The following is a 13,183-nucleotide window of genomic DNA, read 5'->3' on the forward strand; positions in this document are numbered from 1 at the left end:
ATTCCCGTTTCATGGTGACGGTCCTGACGGTGGCCGGGCCGGTGGTCAGCCCTTGACGGTCCAGGTGTCGTTGCCGGCCAGGAGCGCGGCGAGGTCGCCCTTGCCGTGCTGTTCGACGGCGCGTTCCACCTGGTCGGCCATCAGGTCCTCGTACACCGGGCGTTGGACGCTGCGCAGCACGCCGACCGGGGTGCGGTGGAGGGTGTGGGGGTCGGCGAGGCGGGAGAGCGCGAACGCGGTGACCGGGGAGTCGGCGTGGGCGTCGTGGACCAGGATGCCGTCGGTGCCCTCGGTGGCCACCTCGATCACGCGCAGCTCGCCGGTGGCCGGGTCGCGTACCACGCCCTTGCCGCCGAGCCCGTCCGCGGCGGGGGCGCCGAACCGGATCGGCGCGCCGTGTTCGAGGCGGATCACGGCCTCCAGCGCCTGTTCCTTGTCCTTGAGGGACTCGAAGGCGCCGTCGTTGAAGATGTTGCAGTTCTGGTAGATCTCCACCAGCGCCGAGCCGTGGTGCTCGGCGGCGGCGCGCAGCACGCCGGTCAGGTGCTTGCGGTCGGAGTCGATGGTGCGGGCCACGAACGACGCCTCGGCGCCCAGGGCCAGCGAGACCGGGTTGAACGGGGTGTCCAGGGAGCCCATGGGCGTGGACTTGGTGATCTTGCCGGGCTCGGAGGTCGGGGAGTACTGCCCCTTGGTCAGGCCGTAGATCCGGTTGTTGAACAGCAGGATCTTGAGGTTGACGTTGCGGCGCAGCGCGTGGATGAGGTGGTTGCCGCCGATCGACAGGGCGTCGCCGTCGCCGGTGACGACCCACACCGACAGGTCGCGGCGGGCGGCGGCCAGGCCGGTGGCGATGGCCGGGGCGCGGCCGTGGATGGAGTGCATCCCGTAGGTGTTCATGTAGTACGGGAAGCGGGAGGAGCAGCCGATGCCGGAGATGAAGACGATGTTCTCGCGGGCCAGGCCCAGTTCGGGCAGGAAGCCCTGGACGGCGGCCAGGACGGCGTAGTCGCCGCAGCCGGGGCACCAGCGGACTTCCTGGTCGGACTTGAAGTCCTTCGCGCTCTGGCGGGTGTCGGCGGTGGGCACGAGGGGGAGCGCGGGGCGGGGGGGGACGGGCGTGTCAGTGGACATCGTCGACAGCCTCCTTGAAGGCGGTTTCGAGCTGCTCGGCCTTGAACGGCATGCCGTTGACCTGGGTGAAGGAGCGGACGTCCACCAGGTACCTGGCGCGCAGGAGGGTGGCGAGCTGGCCGAGGTTCATCTCCGGCAGCACCACCCGGTCGTAGGACCGCAGCACTTCCCCCAGGTTCGCGGGGAAGGGGTTGAGGTGACGCAGATGGGTCTGGGCGATGTGCCCGCCGGCCCGGCGGATGCGGCGGACGGCGGCGGTGATCGGCCCGAACGTCGAGCCCCAGCCCAGCACCAGCACCCGCGCCCGGCCCTCGGGGTCGTCCACGACGACGTCCGGCACCTCGATGCCGTCGGTCTTGGCCTGGCGGGTGCGGACCATCAACTCGTGGTTGGCCGGGTCGTAGCTGATGTTGCCCGTGCCGTCCTGCTTCTCGATGCCGCCGATGCGGTGCTCAAGCCCTGGGGTGCCGGGCACCGCCCACGGCCGGGCCAGCGTCGTCTCGTCCCGCTTGTACGGCCAGAACACCTCGGTGCCGTCCGCCAGCGTGTGGTTGGGCCCCGTGGCGAACCGGACCCGCAGGTCCGGCAGCAGGTCCGCCTCCGGCACCCGCCACGGCTCGGAGCCGTTGGCCAGGTACCCGTCGGACAGCAGGAACACCGGGGTGCGGTAGGTCAGCGCGATACGGGCCGCGTCCACCGCGGCGGCGAAGCAGTCGCCCGGCGTGGCCGGGGCGATGATCGGCACGGGCGCCTCGCCGTTGCGGCCGTACATCGCCTGGAGCAGGTCCGCCTGCTCGGTCTTGGTCGGCAGACCGGTCGAGGGGCCGCCGCGCTGGATGTCCACGATCAGCAGCGGCAGCTCCAGCGACACGGCCAGGCCGATCGTCTCCGACTTCAGCGCCACACCGGGCCCCGAGGTGGTGGTCCCCCCCAGCGCCCCGCCGAACGCCGCGCCCAGCGCCGCGCCGATACCGGCGATCTCGTCCTCGGCCTGGAACGTCCGCACGCCGAAGTTCTTGTGCCGCGACAGCTCGTGCAGGATGTCCGAGGCCGGGGTGATCGGGTAGGAGCCCAGGAACAGCGGCAGATCGGCCCGCTGCGCCGCCGCGATCAGACCGTAGGCCAGCGCCAGGTTCCCCGAGATGTTCCGGTACGTGCCGGCCGGGAACGCCGACGCCGCCGGCGCCACCTCGTAGGAGACGGCGAACTCCTCGGTCGTCTCACCGAAGTTCCACCCCGCCCGGAACGCCGTGATGTTCGCCTCGGCGATCTCCGGACGCTTGGCGAACTTCGACCGCAGGAACGCCTCGGTGCCCTCCGTCGGCCGGTGGTACATCCACGACAGCAGACCGAGCGCGAACATGTTCTTCGACCGGCCCGCGTCCTTGCGCGTCAGGTCGAAACCCTTCAGCGCCTCCACCGTCAGCGTCGTCAGCGGCACCTTGTGCAGCGCGTACCCCTCCAGGGAGCCGTCCTCCAGCGGATTGCTTTCGTAACCGACCTTGGCCAGCGCCCGCGAACCGAACTCATCGGTGTTCACGATCAGCTCCGCGCCGCGCGGCAGATCGGGAAGATTCGCCTTCAACGCCGCCGGGTTCATCGCCACCAGGACATTCGGGGCGTCACCCGGAGTCAGGATGTCGTGATCCGCGAAGTGGAGCTGGAAGGAGGAGACACCGGGAAGCGTGCCGGCGGGAGCCCGGATTTCCGCAGGAAAGTTCGGCAGCGTGGACAGGTCATTCCCCAGGGAAGCCGTCTCCGACGTGAAACGGTCACCCGTGAGCTGCATTCCGTCACCGGAGTCCCCGGCGAAACGGATGATCACCCGGTCCAGGCGCCTGACATCCTTGGCGCCCCCGTGGTCCCGGCTTCCCTGGTCGGCATCGACCTCAGTGGTCACTGCTCAGTCCTCCTTCGAGGCGGCTCATCTCGGCCATGGTACGTGGGTAAGGGTTACCTACCTGAAGGTGATCACATGATGGGACGTGGCCTCGTCCCATGGCGTTCTCGCACCCTCAACCATCCCCGCGCGCCCCGGTCTTCCCCGTCCCCCATCCCTGTTCCAGCCTGTCAGGAGGCTAGGAATTCAGATAGGTCAGAACCGCCAAGACCCGCCGGTGATCTGTGTCACTCTGTGCCAACCCGAGTTTCATGAAGATGTTGCTTACGTGCTTTTCGACCGCTCCATGGCTCACAACGAGTTGTTGAGCGATGGCCGAGTTCGTTCGGCCCTCCGCCATCAGTCCTAGGACTTCCCTTTCCCGCGGCGTGAGCCCGGCGACCACGTCCTGCTTGCGACTGCGTCCGAGCAACTGCGCCACGACCTCCGGGTCGAGCGCCGTGCCGCCCGAAGCGACCCGGGTCACCGCCTCGACGAACTCGCTGACGTCCGCGACCCGGTCCTTCAGCAGATAGCCCACCCCCCGGCTGGACCCGGCGATCAGCTCGGTGGCGTACTGCTCCTCCACGTACTGCGAGAGCACCAGCACGCCGAGGTCCGGATACCGCTCCCGCAGCCGCACGGCCGCCCGCACGCCCTCGTCCGTGTGTGTCGGCGGCATCCGCACGTCCGCGACCACCACATCCGGCGGCTCGCCCCCGTCCGCCAGCTCCCGCACCGCGCTGATCAGCGCCTCCCCGTCACCGACCCCGGCGACGACGTCGTGCCCCCGGTCGTTGAGCAACCGGGTCAGCCCCTCCCGCAGCAGCACCGAGTCCTCGGCGATGACCACCCGCACGTTCCACTCCCCGTCCACGAAGGCAAGCTCCCGCCGAGCAGGATCTCACCTCGCGCGGCCCCGGAGGCTCAGGAAGCCGGGCGGTCCCGCCAGGGCAGCGCCGCCGTGACGGTGGTCGGGCCGCCGGTGGGGGAGGCGATGGCCAGGAGGCCGTCCACGGCGGCGAGCCGTTCGGCCAGGCCCGCCAGGCCCGAGCCCGCCGTGGCGTCGGCGCCGCCGCGGCCGTCGTCGGTGACCTGGAGCATCAGACGGTCCCCGGCCCGCCACACATCGACCTGCGCCCGCCGCGCCGCGCTGTGCTTGCTGACGTTCTGCAGCAGCTCGGAGGCCGTGTAGTACGCGATGCCCTCGATCGCCTCCGCCGGACGCGAATCCAGCTCCGCCTCCACCACCACCGGGACGGTGCAGCGGGAGGCGACGGCGGACAGCGCCGGGCCCAGTCCCCGGTCGGTCAGGATCGCCGGATGGATGCCGCGCGCCAGATCCCGCAGCTCCTGAAGGGCGAGCTTGACCTCGCCGTGGGCCTCCTCCACCATCCGGGCCGCCGTCTCCGGGTCCTCGGTCAGCTTCTCCTTCGCCAGCCCCAGATCCATCGCCAGCGCCACCAGCCGCGCCTGCGCCCCGTCGTGCAAGTCCCGCTCGATCCGCCGCAGATCCGCCGCCGAGGCATCCACGACGACCGACCGGTCCGACTCCAACTGCCGCACCCGCGTCGCCGCGGCCGACGGGCCCAGCAGACCGGACACCAGCGCCCGGTCCACCGCCGCCATGCCCCGGAACAGGGGGACGGCGGCGACCAGCACCAGCATCCCCAGCACCGTGGCCATCAGCACCTCCAGCGGCCCGTTCCAGATCCAGCCGCCGCCCTCGCCGTCCGTGTTGATCCCCACGCCCGGCTCGTCGGTGTACGCGGGGATCGTCCAGAACCACAGCGGATACGTCAGCATCGACCAGCCCGCCGCCCACAGCGCCGTCACCACCGAGAACGTGAACACCCCCCACGGCAGGTGCAGCAGCGCGTACGCCGCCGACCGCCAGGACACGTCACTGCGCAGCAGCGCGCCCGTCCACGCCAGCGGACCCCGGCGCCCCTCACGCAGCCGCAGTGGCTCCGGCTCGGCCACCTCGTGCCGCAGCAGCAGCCGCGCCCGGCTCCGCTCCAGCCGCCCGAACAGCCGCAGGCCCAGCAGCACCACGGCCATCAGCGGCAGCCCGACGAACGTGACCAGCAGTCCGCCGCTGACCGACAGGCCGGTCACCGCGAAGACGAAACCGATCAGCGCCATCGGCAGGTTCAGCAGCCCGTACAGGCCCTCCCGCCAGAAGCGGGCCGTGAAAGGCATGCGCAGCACGGTCACCGGAGGGTTCCTTCCGCTGGGCCGGCGGTCCGCGCCGGGCGGTCCCGCCAGGGGAGTTCGGCGGTGACGGTGGTCGGGCCGCCGGTGGGGGAGGCGATGGCCAGCAGGCCGTCCACGGCGGCGAGCCGTTCGGCCAGGCCCGCGAGGCCGGAGCCCGCCGTGGCGTCGGCGCCGCCGCGGCCGTCGTCGGTGACCTGGAGCATCAGACGGTCCCCGGCCCGCCACACCTCCAGCGAGGCGTGCGCGGCGCCGCTGTGCTTGCTGACGTTCTGCAGCAGCTCGGAGGCCGTGTAGTACGCGATGCCCTCGATGGCCGGGGCCGGCCGGGCGGCCAGCTCCACCGTCACCCGGACCGGGACGGTGCAGCGGGAGGCGACGGCGGACAGCGCCGGGCCCAGTCCCCGGTCGGTCAGGATCGCCGGATGGATGCCGCGCGCCAGATCCCGCAGCTCCTGAAGGGCGAGCTTGACCTCGCCGTGGGCCTCCTCCACCATCCGGGCCGCCGTCTCCGGGTCCTCGGTCAGCTTCTCCTTCGCCAGCCCCAGATCCATCGCCAGCGCCACCAGCCGCGCCTGCGCCCCGTCGTGCAAATCCCGCTCGATCCGCCGCAGATCGGCGCTGGCCGCCTCCGTCACCGTCACCCGGCCCGACTCCAGCGCGGCGATACGCCGCTCCAGCTCGTCCGACGGCGACAACAGGCCCCGCACCAGCGCCCGGTCCACGTCCGTCATCCAGCGCGCCAGCCACGGCAGCGCCGGCCAGGCCACGAACAGCGAGACGAATGTCACCCAGCAGGTCAGCGTCGGCCACGGCAGCCGCACCACGAAGAACAGCGCCGTCCGCCAGCCGACCGGGTCCTTCAGCCCGGCCCACACCCACCCGAAGAAGCCGTTGCCCCGCCCGGCGCCGGGCAGCGGGCTCGGCTCGTCGATGTCCAGCCGCAGCAGCGCCCTGGCCCGTGACCGCTCCCAGGCGCCGAACCGGCGGCACCCGAGCAGGCCCGCCGCCAGCACCGGCAGGCCGATGACCGTCACCGACAGCAGGACGCCGACGTAGATCCACGTCACCACGTAGCAGAACGCGATCAGGTCGAGCGGCCAGCTCGACAGGAGATATCCGCACTCGCGCCAGGTCTGCGGGCCCAGCGGGGCGCGCGGCGGCGGCAGCGATGTCCGCGCCCCGGGTTCGGTGATGGTGCTGGTCATGGCCCCAAGAGTGCCGGGCCGCGGATACCGCCGCCATGGGGTGGATCGGTCAACCACGGTGGGGCTATCCCCACCCCCCGGCACCACCGCCGTGGTCACAAGCCGGGCACCACCCCCTAGACTCCCGTGCTGTCAGTCCCCCTGTCCCCGGTCGGAGGCCGAAACGTGCCCGACTACTTCCACGGCTACTCGGTCGTCGGTCTGGTCGCGGTCGTCGGCGTGCTGTTCGTCGCCGTCGCCTTCGGCGCGAACCACCTGCTGCGGCCCGTGGTCCCGACACCCGAGAAGCTGCTGACGTACGAGTCCGGCGTCGATCCGGTCGGCGAGGGCTGGGCCCACACCCAGGTCCGGTTCTACGTCTACGCCTTCCTGTACGTGATCTTCGCCGTCGACTCCGTCTTCCTCTTCCCGTGGGCGACGGTCTTCGCCGCCGACGGTTTCGGCGGCACCACGCTCGTGGAGATGTTCATCTTCCTGGGCTTCCTCGGCGTGGGGCTGCTCTACGCCTGGAAGAAGGGGGTTCTGACGTGGACCTGACCCCGGTCAAGCCGTCGCTCGGCCCGCTGGCCAGGCTGGCGCCCGAGCCGATGAAGGTGGTCCTCAACTGGGGCCGCCGCTACAGCCTGTGGGTGTTCAACTTCGGACTCGCCTGCTGCGCCATCGAGTTCATCGCCGCGTCGATGGCGCGGCACGACTTCATCCGGCTCGGCGTGATCCCGTTCGCGCCCGGCCCGCGCCAGGCCGACCTGATGGTCGTCGCCGGGACGGTCACCGACAAGATGGCGCCCGCCGTGAAGCGGCTGTACGAGCAGATGCCGGAGCCCAAGTACGTCATCTCGTTCGGCGCCTGCGCCAACTGCGGCGGCCCGTACTGGGACTCGTACGCCGTCACCAAGGGCGTCGACCAGATCGTCCCGGTCGACGTCTACGTGCCCGGCTGCCCGCCCCGGCCCGAGGCGCTGATGCAGGGCATCCTCACCCTCCAGGAGAAGATCGCGGCCGAGTCGACCACCGAGCGGTACGCCGCCTCGCCGGCGGCCCTGACCAGCGGTCTCGTCACACCGGACGGAACCGGCCGGTGACGGCCGACTGGCTGCCGCGTCCCGCGGCGGAGCTCTTCGGGGAGGGCGCCGAGGCGACCGTGGCCTACGAGGTGCTCACCGTGGACGTGCCCCCGGCCGCCTGGCCCGAGGCGCTGCGGACCGCGCGGGACGAGCTGGGCTGCGCGTTCTTCGACTGGCTGAGCGCGGTGGACGAGCCGGGCACCGGCTTCCTCGTCTGCGCCCACGTCGTCGCCCTCGGCACCCCGGCGCGCCGCCTGCTGCTGCGCACCACGGTGCCGCACGCGGACGCCGCGCTGCCGACCGTGACCGGCGTGTACGCGGGCGCCTCGTGGCACGAGCGGGAGACGCACGAGATGTTCGGCATCGACTTCCCCGGCCACCCCGGCCTGGCCCCGCTGCTGCTCCCGGAGAACTTCGAAGGCCACCCGCTGCGGAAGGACTTCGTCCTGGCGGCGCGCGTCGCGAAGGCGTGGCCCGGCGCGAAGGAGCCCGGCGAACCGGCCCACGGCGGCCCCAAGCGCCGCCAGATGCTCCCGCCCGGCGTCCCCGACCCGAACGAGTGGGGCCCCCTGAAGGACCCACGCCCGGGACCACCCCGCCGGAGGCGACCCCACCCACGACGGCCAAGCGCGAGGCGGCGGTGCCGGAGGAGTCTCCGTCCAAGGCGGCTCCGTCCCGCGTGGCCCCGCCGGAGGCGACCTCGCCCACGAGGGCCACGTCCGAGGCGACCGCGCCGGAGGTGTCTCCGTCCGAGTCGGCCACGTCCCCGACCACCCCGCCGGAGGCGGACACCTCCAAGGCAGCTCCGTCCGACGCGGCCACGTCGGTGGCCGACGCGCCTGATTCGGTCGCGCCGGGAACGAGCCCGCACGGGACACCCACGCCCGGGACCACCCCGCCGGAGGCGACCCCACCCACGACGGCCAAGCGCGAGGCGGCGGTGCCGGAGGAGTCTCCGTCCAAGGCGGCTCCGTCCGACGCGGCCACGCCGGAGGCGGACGCGCCTGATTCGGTCGCGCCGGGAACGAACCCGCACGGGACACCCACGCCCGGGACCACCCCGCCGAAGGCGGCCACGCCGGAGGCGACCTCGCCCACGAGGGCCACGCCGGAGGAGTCTCCGTCCGAGTCGGCCACGCCCGGGACCACCCCGCCGGAGGCGGCTACGCCCGAGGCGGCCGGGGACACCCCGCAGCCGGAGGCGGCTACGCCCGAGGCGGCCGGGGTCACCCCGCAGCCGGAGGCGGACTCGTCCGAGGCGGTGCCGCCGGAGGCGGACGCGGTGCGGCGGGCGCGGCGGGGGCGGCGGGCTTCGGATGTGCCGTGGAACCAGGGCGCTTCCGGCGACGGTGACGAGGGCGGTGCGTGATGGAGCTTCTCGACGTCGCCGCGCGGCTGGTCGCCGTGCTGCTCGCCTTTCTCGTCCTGCCGCTCCTCGTCGGGCAGGGTGAGCACAAGGTCATGGCCCACATGCAGGGCCGCGTCGGCCCGATGCACGCGGGCGGGTTCCACGGCTGGGCCCAGCTCGTCGCCGACGGCGTGAAGTTCGCGCAGAAGGAAGACATCGTCCCGGCCGGGGCCGACCGCCGCGTCTTCCAGATCGCGCCCGCCGTCGCGCTCATCCCGTACCTGATCGTCCTCATCGCGATCCCGTTCGGCCCCGACGGGATGGTCGGGCAGGTCCTCGACGCCGGCATCCTGTTCGTGCTGGCCGTCCTCGGCGTCGGCGTCCTCGGCTCCCTCATGGCCGGCTGGGCGTCCGCCAACAAGTACTCGCTGCTGGGCGGCATGCGCACCGCCGCCCAGCTCATGGCCTACGAGCTGCCGCTCCTCCTCACCGCCGCCTCCGTCGCCATGGCCGCCGGAACGCTCAGCCTCCCCGGCATCCTCGCCGAGTTCGAGTGGTGGTGGGTGCCCTGGCAGCTCACCGGCGCGTTCGTGTTCTTCACCGCCGGCCTCGCCGAGCTGCAACGGCCGCCGTTCGACGCGCCGATCGCCAACGAGGAGATCGTCTTCGGCGCCTACACCGAGTACTCCGGCCTGCGCTTCGCCTTCTTCCTCCTCGCCGAGTACGCCGGCATCGTCGTCATCTGCGCCCTGACCGCCGTCCTGTTCCTCGGCGGCTGGCACGGCCCGGCCGCCGACAGCCTCGGCTGGCTGTGGATGCTGCTGAAGACCGCCGTTCTCGCCTTCCTCGTCATCTGGGCCCGCGTGGCCTGGCCACGGCTGCGCGCCGACCAGATCCAGCGGTTCGCCTGGACGGTGCTGGTGCCGCTCGCCCTCGCCCAGGTCGCCCTCACCGGAGTCGTCAGGGTGGTGATCGCATGACCTTCGGATCCGGCCTCGTCAAGGGCCTGGCCGTGACGCTGCGCACGATGACGCGGCGCGCCGTCACCCAGCAGTACCCCGAGACGCAGCCCGAACTGCCGCCCCGCAGCCGGGGCGTGATCGCGCTGTTCGAGGAGAACTGCACGGTCTGCATGCTCTGCGCCCGCGAGTGCCCCGACTGGTGCATCTACATCGACTCCCACAAGGAGACCCTCCCCGCCGCCGCCCCCGGCGGACGGGAGCGCAGCCGCAACGTCCTCGACCGGTTCGCCATCGACTTCTCGCTCTGCATGTACTGCGGGATCTGCGTCGAGGTCTGCCCGTTCGACGCGCTGTTCTGGTCCCCGGAGTTCGAGTACGCCGAGACCGACATCCGCGAGCTGACCCACGAGCGCGACCGGCTGCGCGAATGGATGTGGACCGTTCCCGAGCCGCCGCCGCTCGACCAGGCGGCCGAGGAGCCCAAGGAGATCGCCGCCGCCCGCAAGGCGGCGGAACGCGCGGGGGAGGCGACATGAGCGGCGGAAACGGGTACCTCTCGCCGTCCGGACAGGAGATCGTCTTCGTCCTGACCGGCCTCGTCGTCCTCGGCGCCGCCGTGCTCTGCGTCACCACGAAACAGCTCGTGCACGCCGCGCTCTGGCTGGTGGTCGCCCTCGGCGGGCTCGCTGTCCAGTACCTGCTGCTCACCGCCGAGTTCGTGGCCTGGGTGCAGGTCCTGATCTACCTCGGCTCGGTCGTCGTGCTGCTGCTGTTCGGGCTGATGCTCACCAAGGCGCCCATCGGGCCGAGCGCCGAGGCCGACTCGGGGAACCGCCCGGTCGCCCTCGTCGTCGCTCTCGCCGCGGCGGGTACCCTCGTCACCCTCGTCGCCGACGCGTTCCGCACCGCCTGGATCGACCTCGACACCCCGCACGGCGAGTCCGGGCCGATCGGCGACAGCCTGTTCCGCGTCTGGGTGCTGCCGTTCGAGGCGCTGTCCGTGCTGCTGCTCGCCGCGCTGGTCGGCGCCATCGTCCTGTCCCGCAAGGACACCCCCGACGCCCCCGACCCGGCCGGCACCCCCGGCACGACCGGCACGACCGGCACCGGGCCCGCGAAGGGCGGCGGTCGCTGATGCACCTCGTCTACCCGGCCGTGCTGTCCGCGCTGCTGTTCTGCGTCGGCCTGTACGGCGTCCTGGCCAGGCGGAACGCCATCCTGGTGCTGATGGCGGTGGAGCTGATGCTCGCCGCCGTCGGCCTCAACCTCGTCGCGTTCGACGTCTGGCTCCGCGACGTCACCCACGCCGGGCAGGTTCTCACGCTCTTCCTCATCGCCCTCGCCGCCGCGGAGATCGGCATCGGCCTCGCCATCGTGCTGCTCGTCCACCGCCGCCGCGGCACGGTGGCCGTCGACCGGCTCACCGAGCTCCGGGAGAAGAAGCCCGTCACGTGAACACCACGACCGCCGCCGTCCTCGTCCCGCTGCTGCCCTTCGCCGCCGCGGCCCTGATCCTGCTCACCGGCCGGCGCGCCCCCGAGTTCGTGCGCCCGCTCGCCGTGCTGCCGACGCTCCTCGCCGCCGCGCTCGCCGTCCTCGTGGCGGTGCGCCCGGGCGGCGGCGCGCCGATCGACGCGGCCCCCCGCCTCACCCGCACCGGGAACGACGCGCTGCCCATCGAGCTGGCCCTGCACCTCGACGGGTTCGCCGTCCTGGTGGCGGTCCTGGTCACCGTCGTCGCGGCCTGCGTCCAGCTCTACTCCACCGGCTACATGCGCGGCGACCCGCGCTACCCGTCGTACGCCGCCCTCGTCTCCCTCTTCACCGCCGCGATGCTGCTGGTCGTCTACACCGACGACCTGATCGTGCTGCTGACCGGCTGGGAGGTCATGGGCATCGCGTCGTACTTCCTGGTCGGCCACTACTGGGAGACCTCCGCCGCCCGCGCCGCCTCGCTGAAGGCGTTCCTGGTCACCAAGCTCGGCGACGTGCCGTTCCTCATCGGCATCCTGGCCCTGGCGGGCGACGCGGAGACGTTCCGGATCAGCGCCATCGCGGCCCGCCTCACGGCACCGTCCTCGGCGGCCCAGGCGCTGGAGCTGGACCACCCCACGCTGGTGGCGCTGCTGCTGCTCGCCGGGGTGGCCGGCAAGTCGGCGCAGGTGCCGCTCCACACGTGGCTGCCCGGCGCGATGGCCGGCCCGACGCCCGTGTCGGCGCTCATCCACGCCGCCACCATGGTCGCCGCGGGCGTCTACCTGATCGCCCGCCTGCTGCCCGTCTTCACCGCCTCGGCAGCCGCCCTGGCCGTCCTCGCGGTCGTCTCGGCGGTCACCATGCTCGGCTCGGCGCTCGCCGCCCTCGCCCAGGACGACGTCAAACGGATACTGGCGTACTCCACCATCGGGCAACTGGGCTACATGACCGGCGCCCTCGCCGTCGCCGACCGCGGCGCCGCCGTCTTCCACCTGCTGACCCACGGCGCGTTCAAGGCCCTGCTCTTCCTCACCGCCGGGGTCCTCATCCACACCGCGGGCACCGGGTCGCTGGCCGCCATGTCGCACCTGCGGGCGCTGAAACGGAAGGCGCCCGACGTGTTCTGGACGATGACCATCGGGCTGCTCGCCCTGGCCGCCGTGCCGCCGTTCTCCGGTTTCTTCTCCAAGGAGGCCGTGCTGGGCGCCGCCGAGCACGCCGCGCTCGATCCGGGCCACAACGTGCCGGCCGCCGCCGGCTGGATCGTGCTGGTCGCGGGCCTGGCCACGGCCCTGGTCACGGCGGCCTACGCGGCCCGGCTGTGGCTGGTCGCCTTCCACGACCCGGCCGGGACGCGCGAGGAGCCGGTGCCGGTGGGGGAGGGCGCGAGCCCGGCGATGACCGCCGTGCTGTGGGCACTCGCGCTGCCCGCCCTGGCACTCGGCCTCGCCTACCGCGAGCTGCCCGACTGGTTCGACGGCGGTTCCCTGGCGCCCACCACGTTGACCTCGCTGCTGGCCACCGGCGCCGCGCTGCTCGGGGCGCTCGCCGCCTGGGCGGGCTGGCGGCGGGCGTACGAGGGCGACGGGCCGGTCGATCCGGGGCCCGTGCTGCTCGGCCCGCTGCACCGCCCCGCCGCCGCCGGATTCCACGTGGACGCCCTGTACGCGGCGGCGTTCGTCCGGCCGGCGCTGGCCGCCGCCCGGCTGGTGCGGTTCCTCGACGCGGCCGTCGTCGACACCTACGTACGCGGCGCCGCCGCCGGGCCCGGCCTGCTCGGCACCCTCACCCGCCGCGCCCAGACCGGCAACGTGCAGACGTACCTCACCGCCCTGGTGGCCGGGGCCCTCGTCCTGGCCGTCGCCGCCGTCCTCGTCGTCACGGGGAAGTGACCGCCC

The 13,183-nt window shown here is 72.6% G+C and carries 13 protein-coding genes and 1 pseudogene; 9 read left to right on the forward strand and 5 right to left on the reverse strand.

What is annotated here, in order from left to right; translation table 11 throughout:
* Nucleotides 1–45 precede the first annotated feature (45 nt).
* The 5 genes from BN2279_RS22800 to BN2279_RS22820 form a co-directional block, all read right to left on the reverse strand.
* Nucleotides 46–1,134, reverse strand: a complete 1,089-nt coding sequence (locus BN2279_RS22800; RefSeq protein WP_059012783.1) for a 2-oxoacid:ferredoxin oxidoreductase subunit beta — start codon at nucleotides 1,132–1,134, stop codon at nucleotides 46–48.
* Nucleotides 1,124–3,034, reverse strand: a complete 1,911-nt coding sequence (locus tag BN2279_RS22805) for a 2-oxoacid:acceptor oxidoreductase subunit alpha (RefSeq protein WP_059012785.1) — start codon at nucleotides 3,032–3,034, stop codon at nucleotides 1,124–1,126. Before BN2279_RS22805 ends, BN2279_RS22800 begins: the two co-directional genes overlap by 11 nt.
* A gap of 178 nt (nucleotides 3,035–3,212) precedes the next feature.
* Nucleotides 3,213–3,872, reverse strand: coding sequence for a response regulator transcription factor (locus tag BN2279_RS22810; protein WP_059013608.1), 660 nt, complete (start codon nucleotides 3,870–3,872; stop codon nucleotides 3,213–3,215).
* 68 nt (nucleotides 3,873–3,940) lie between these two features.
* On the reverse strand, nucleotides 3,941–5,215 hold the full coding sequence (locus BN2279_RS22815; RefSeq protein WP_059013609.1) for a sensor histidine kinase: 1,275 nt from the start codon (nucleotides 5,213–5,215) through the stop codon (nucleotides 3,941–3,943).
* A gap of 11 nt (nucleotides 5,216–5,226) precedes the next feature.
* Entirely contained in the window at nucleotides 5,227–6,435 is a 1,209-nt protein-coding gene (locus tag BN2279_RS22820; RefSeq protein ID WP_059012787.1) for a sensor histidine kinase, read from the reverse strand.
* Between the two features lie 165 nt (nucleotides 6,436–6,600).
* On the opposite strand from BN2279_RS22820, the gene BN2279_RS22825 reads away from it, so the two are divergent.
* The 9 genes and pseudogenes from BN2279_RS22825 to BN2279_RS22865 all read left to right on the forward strand — a co-directional run bounded on the left by BN2279_RS22825 (nucleotide 6,601) and on the right by BN2279_RS22865 (nucleotide 13,177).
* Nucleotides 6,601–6,972 carry an NADH-quinone oxidoreductase subunit A gene (locus BN2279_RS22825; protein ID WP_234348062.1) on the forward strand — a complete coding sequence of 124 codons (372 nt, stop codon included), beginning with the start codon at nucleotides 6,601–6,603 and terminating at the stop codon, nucleotides 6,970–6,972.
* 50 nt (nucleotides 6,973–7,022) lie between these two features.
* Entirely contained in the window at nucleotides 7,023–7,517 is a 495-nt protein-coding gene (locus BN2279_RS22830) for an NADH-quinone oxidoreductase subunit B (RefSeq protein WP_234348094.1), read from the forward strand.
* A gap of 86 nt (nucleotides 7,518–7,603) precedes the next feature.
* A pseudogene (locus BN2279_RS31255) lies at nucleotides 7,604–7,897 on the forward strand (NADH-quinone oxidoreductase subunit C); the annotation flags it as partial.
* A gap of 341 nt (nucleotides 7,898–8,238) precedes the next feature.
* Nucleotides 8,239–8,868: a hypothetical protein gene (locus tag BN2279_RS30040; protein ID WP_199827782.1), complete on the forward strand. Its 630-nt coding sequence runs from the start codon at nucleotides 8,239–8,241 to the stop codon at nucleotides 8,866–8,868.
* On the forward strand, nucleotides 8,868–9,827 hold the full coding sequence (locus BN2279_RS22845) for a complex I subunit 1/NuoH family protein (protein ID WP_199827783.1): 960 nt from the start codon (nucleotides 8,868–8,870) through the stop codon (nucleotides 9,825–9,827). Before BN2279_RS30040 ends, BN2279_RS22845 begins: the two co-directional genes overlap by 1 nt.
* Complete coding sequence (locus tag BN2279_RS22850; RefSeq protein ID WP_059012797.1) at nucleotides 9,824–10,345, forward strand: NuoI/complex I 23 kDa subunit family protein; 522 nt, start codon at nucleotides 9,824–9,826, stop codon at nucleotides 10,343–10,345. The genes BN2279_RS22845 and BN2279_RS22850 overlap by 4 nt, the downstream gene beginning before the upstream one ends.
* Complete coding sequence (locus tag BN2279_RS22855) at nucleotides 10,342–10,944, forward strand: NADH-quinone oxidoreductase subunit J family protein (protein ID WP_059012798.1); 603 nt, start codon at nucleotides 10,342–10,344, stop codon at nucleotides 10,942–10,944. The genes BN2279_RS22850 and BN2279_RS22855 overlap by 4 nt, the downstream gene beginning before the upstream one ends.
* Nucleotides 10,944–11,264: an NADH-quinone oxidoreductase subunit NuoK gene (nuoK, locus tag BN2279_RS22860; protein ID WP_059012800.1), complete on the forward strand. Its 321-nt coding sequence runs from the start codon at nucleotides 10,944–10,946 to the stop codon at nucleotides 11,262–11,264. The genes BN2279_RS22855 and nuoK overlap by 1 nt, the downstream gene beginning before the upstream one ends.
* Nucleotides 11,261–13,177, forward strand: a complete 1,917-nt coding sequence (locus BN2279_RS22865) for an NADH-quinone oxidoreductase subunit 5 family protein (RefSeq protein ID WP_059012803.1) — start codon at nucleotides 11,261–11,263, stop codon at nucleotides 13,175–13,177. The genes nuoK and BN2279_RS22865 overlap by 4 nt, the downstream gene beginning before the upstream one ends.
* The last annotated feature ends 6 nt before the right edge of the window (nucleotides 13,178–13,183 follow it).

It is taken from the genome of Streptomyces specialis (genome assembly GCF_001493375.1).
Lineage (GTDB): Bacteria > Actinomycetota > Actinomycetes > Streptomycetales > Streptomycetaceae > Streptomyces > Streptomyces specialis.

Bases quoted from the DNA above. Each gene is read 5' to 3' on its own strand.
- BN2279_RS22800 (WP_059012783.1), bottom strand. From the start codon at position 1,134: ATGTCCACTGACACGCCCGTCCCCCCCCGCCCCGCGCTCCCCCTCGTG.
- BN2279_RS22815 (WP_059013609.1), bottom strand. From the start codon at position 5,215: ATGCCTTTCACGGCCCGCTTCTGGCGGGAGGGCCTGTACGGGCTGCTG.
- BN2279_RS22820 (WP_059012787.1), bottom strand. From the start codon at position 6,435: ATGACCAGCACCATCACCGAACCCGGGGCGCGGACATCGCTGCCGCCG.
- BN2279_RS22830 (WP_234348094.1), top strand. From the start codon at position 7,023: ATGAAGGTGGTCCTCAACTGGGGCCGCCGCTACAGCCTGTGGGTGTTC.
- BN2279_RS22845 (WP_199827783.1), top strand. From the start codon at position 8,868: ATGGAGCTTCTCGACGTCGCCGCGCGGCTGGTCGCCGTGCTGCTCGCC.
- BN2279_RS22850 (WP_059012797.1), top strand. From the start codon at position 9,824: ATGACCTTCGGATCCGGCCTCGTCAAGGGCCTGGCCGTGACGCTGCGC.
- BN2279_RS22855 (WP_059012798.1), top strand. From the start codon at position 10,342: ATGAGCGGCGGAAACGGGTACCTCTCGCCGTCCGGACAGGAGATCGTC.
- nuoK (WP_059012800.1), top strand. From the start codon at position 10,944: ATGCACCTCGTCTACCCGGCCGTGCTGTCCGCGCTGCTGTTCTGCGTC.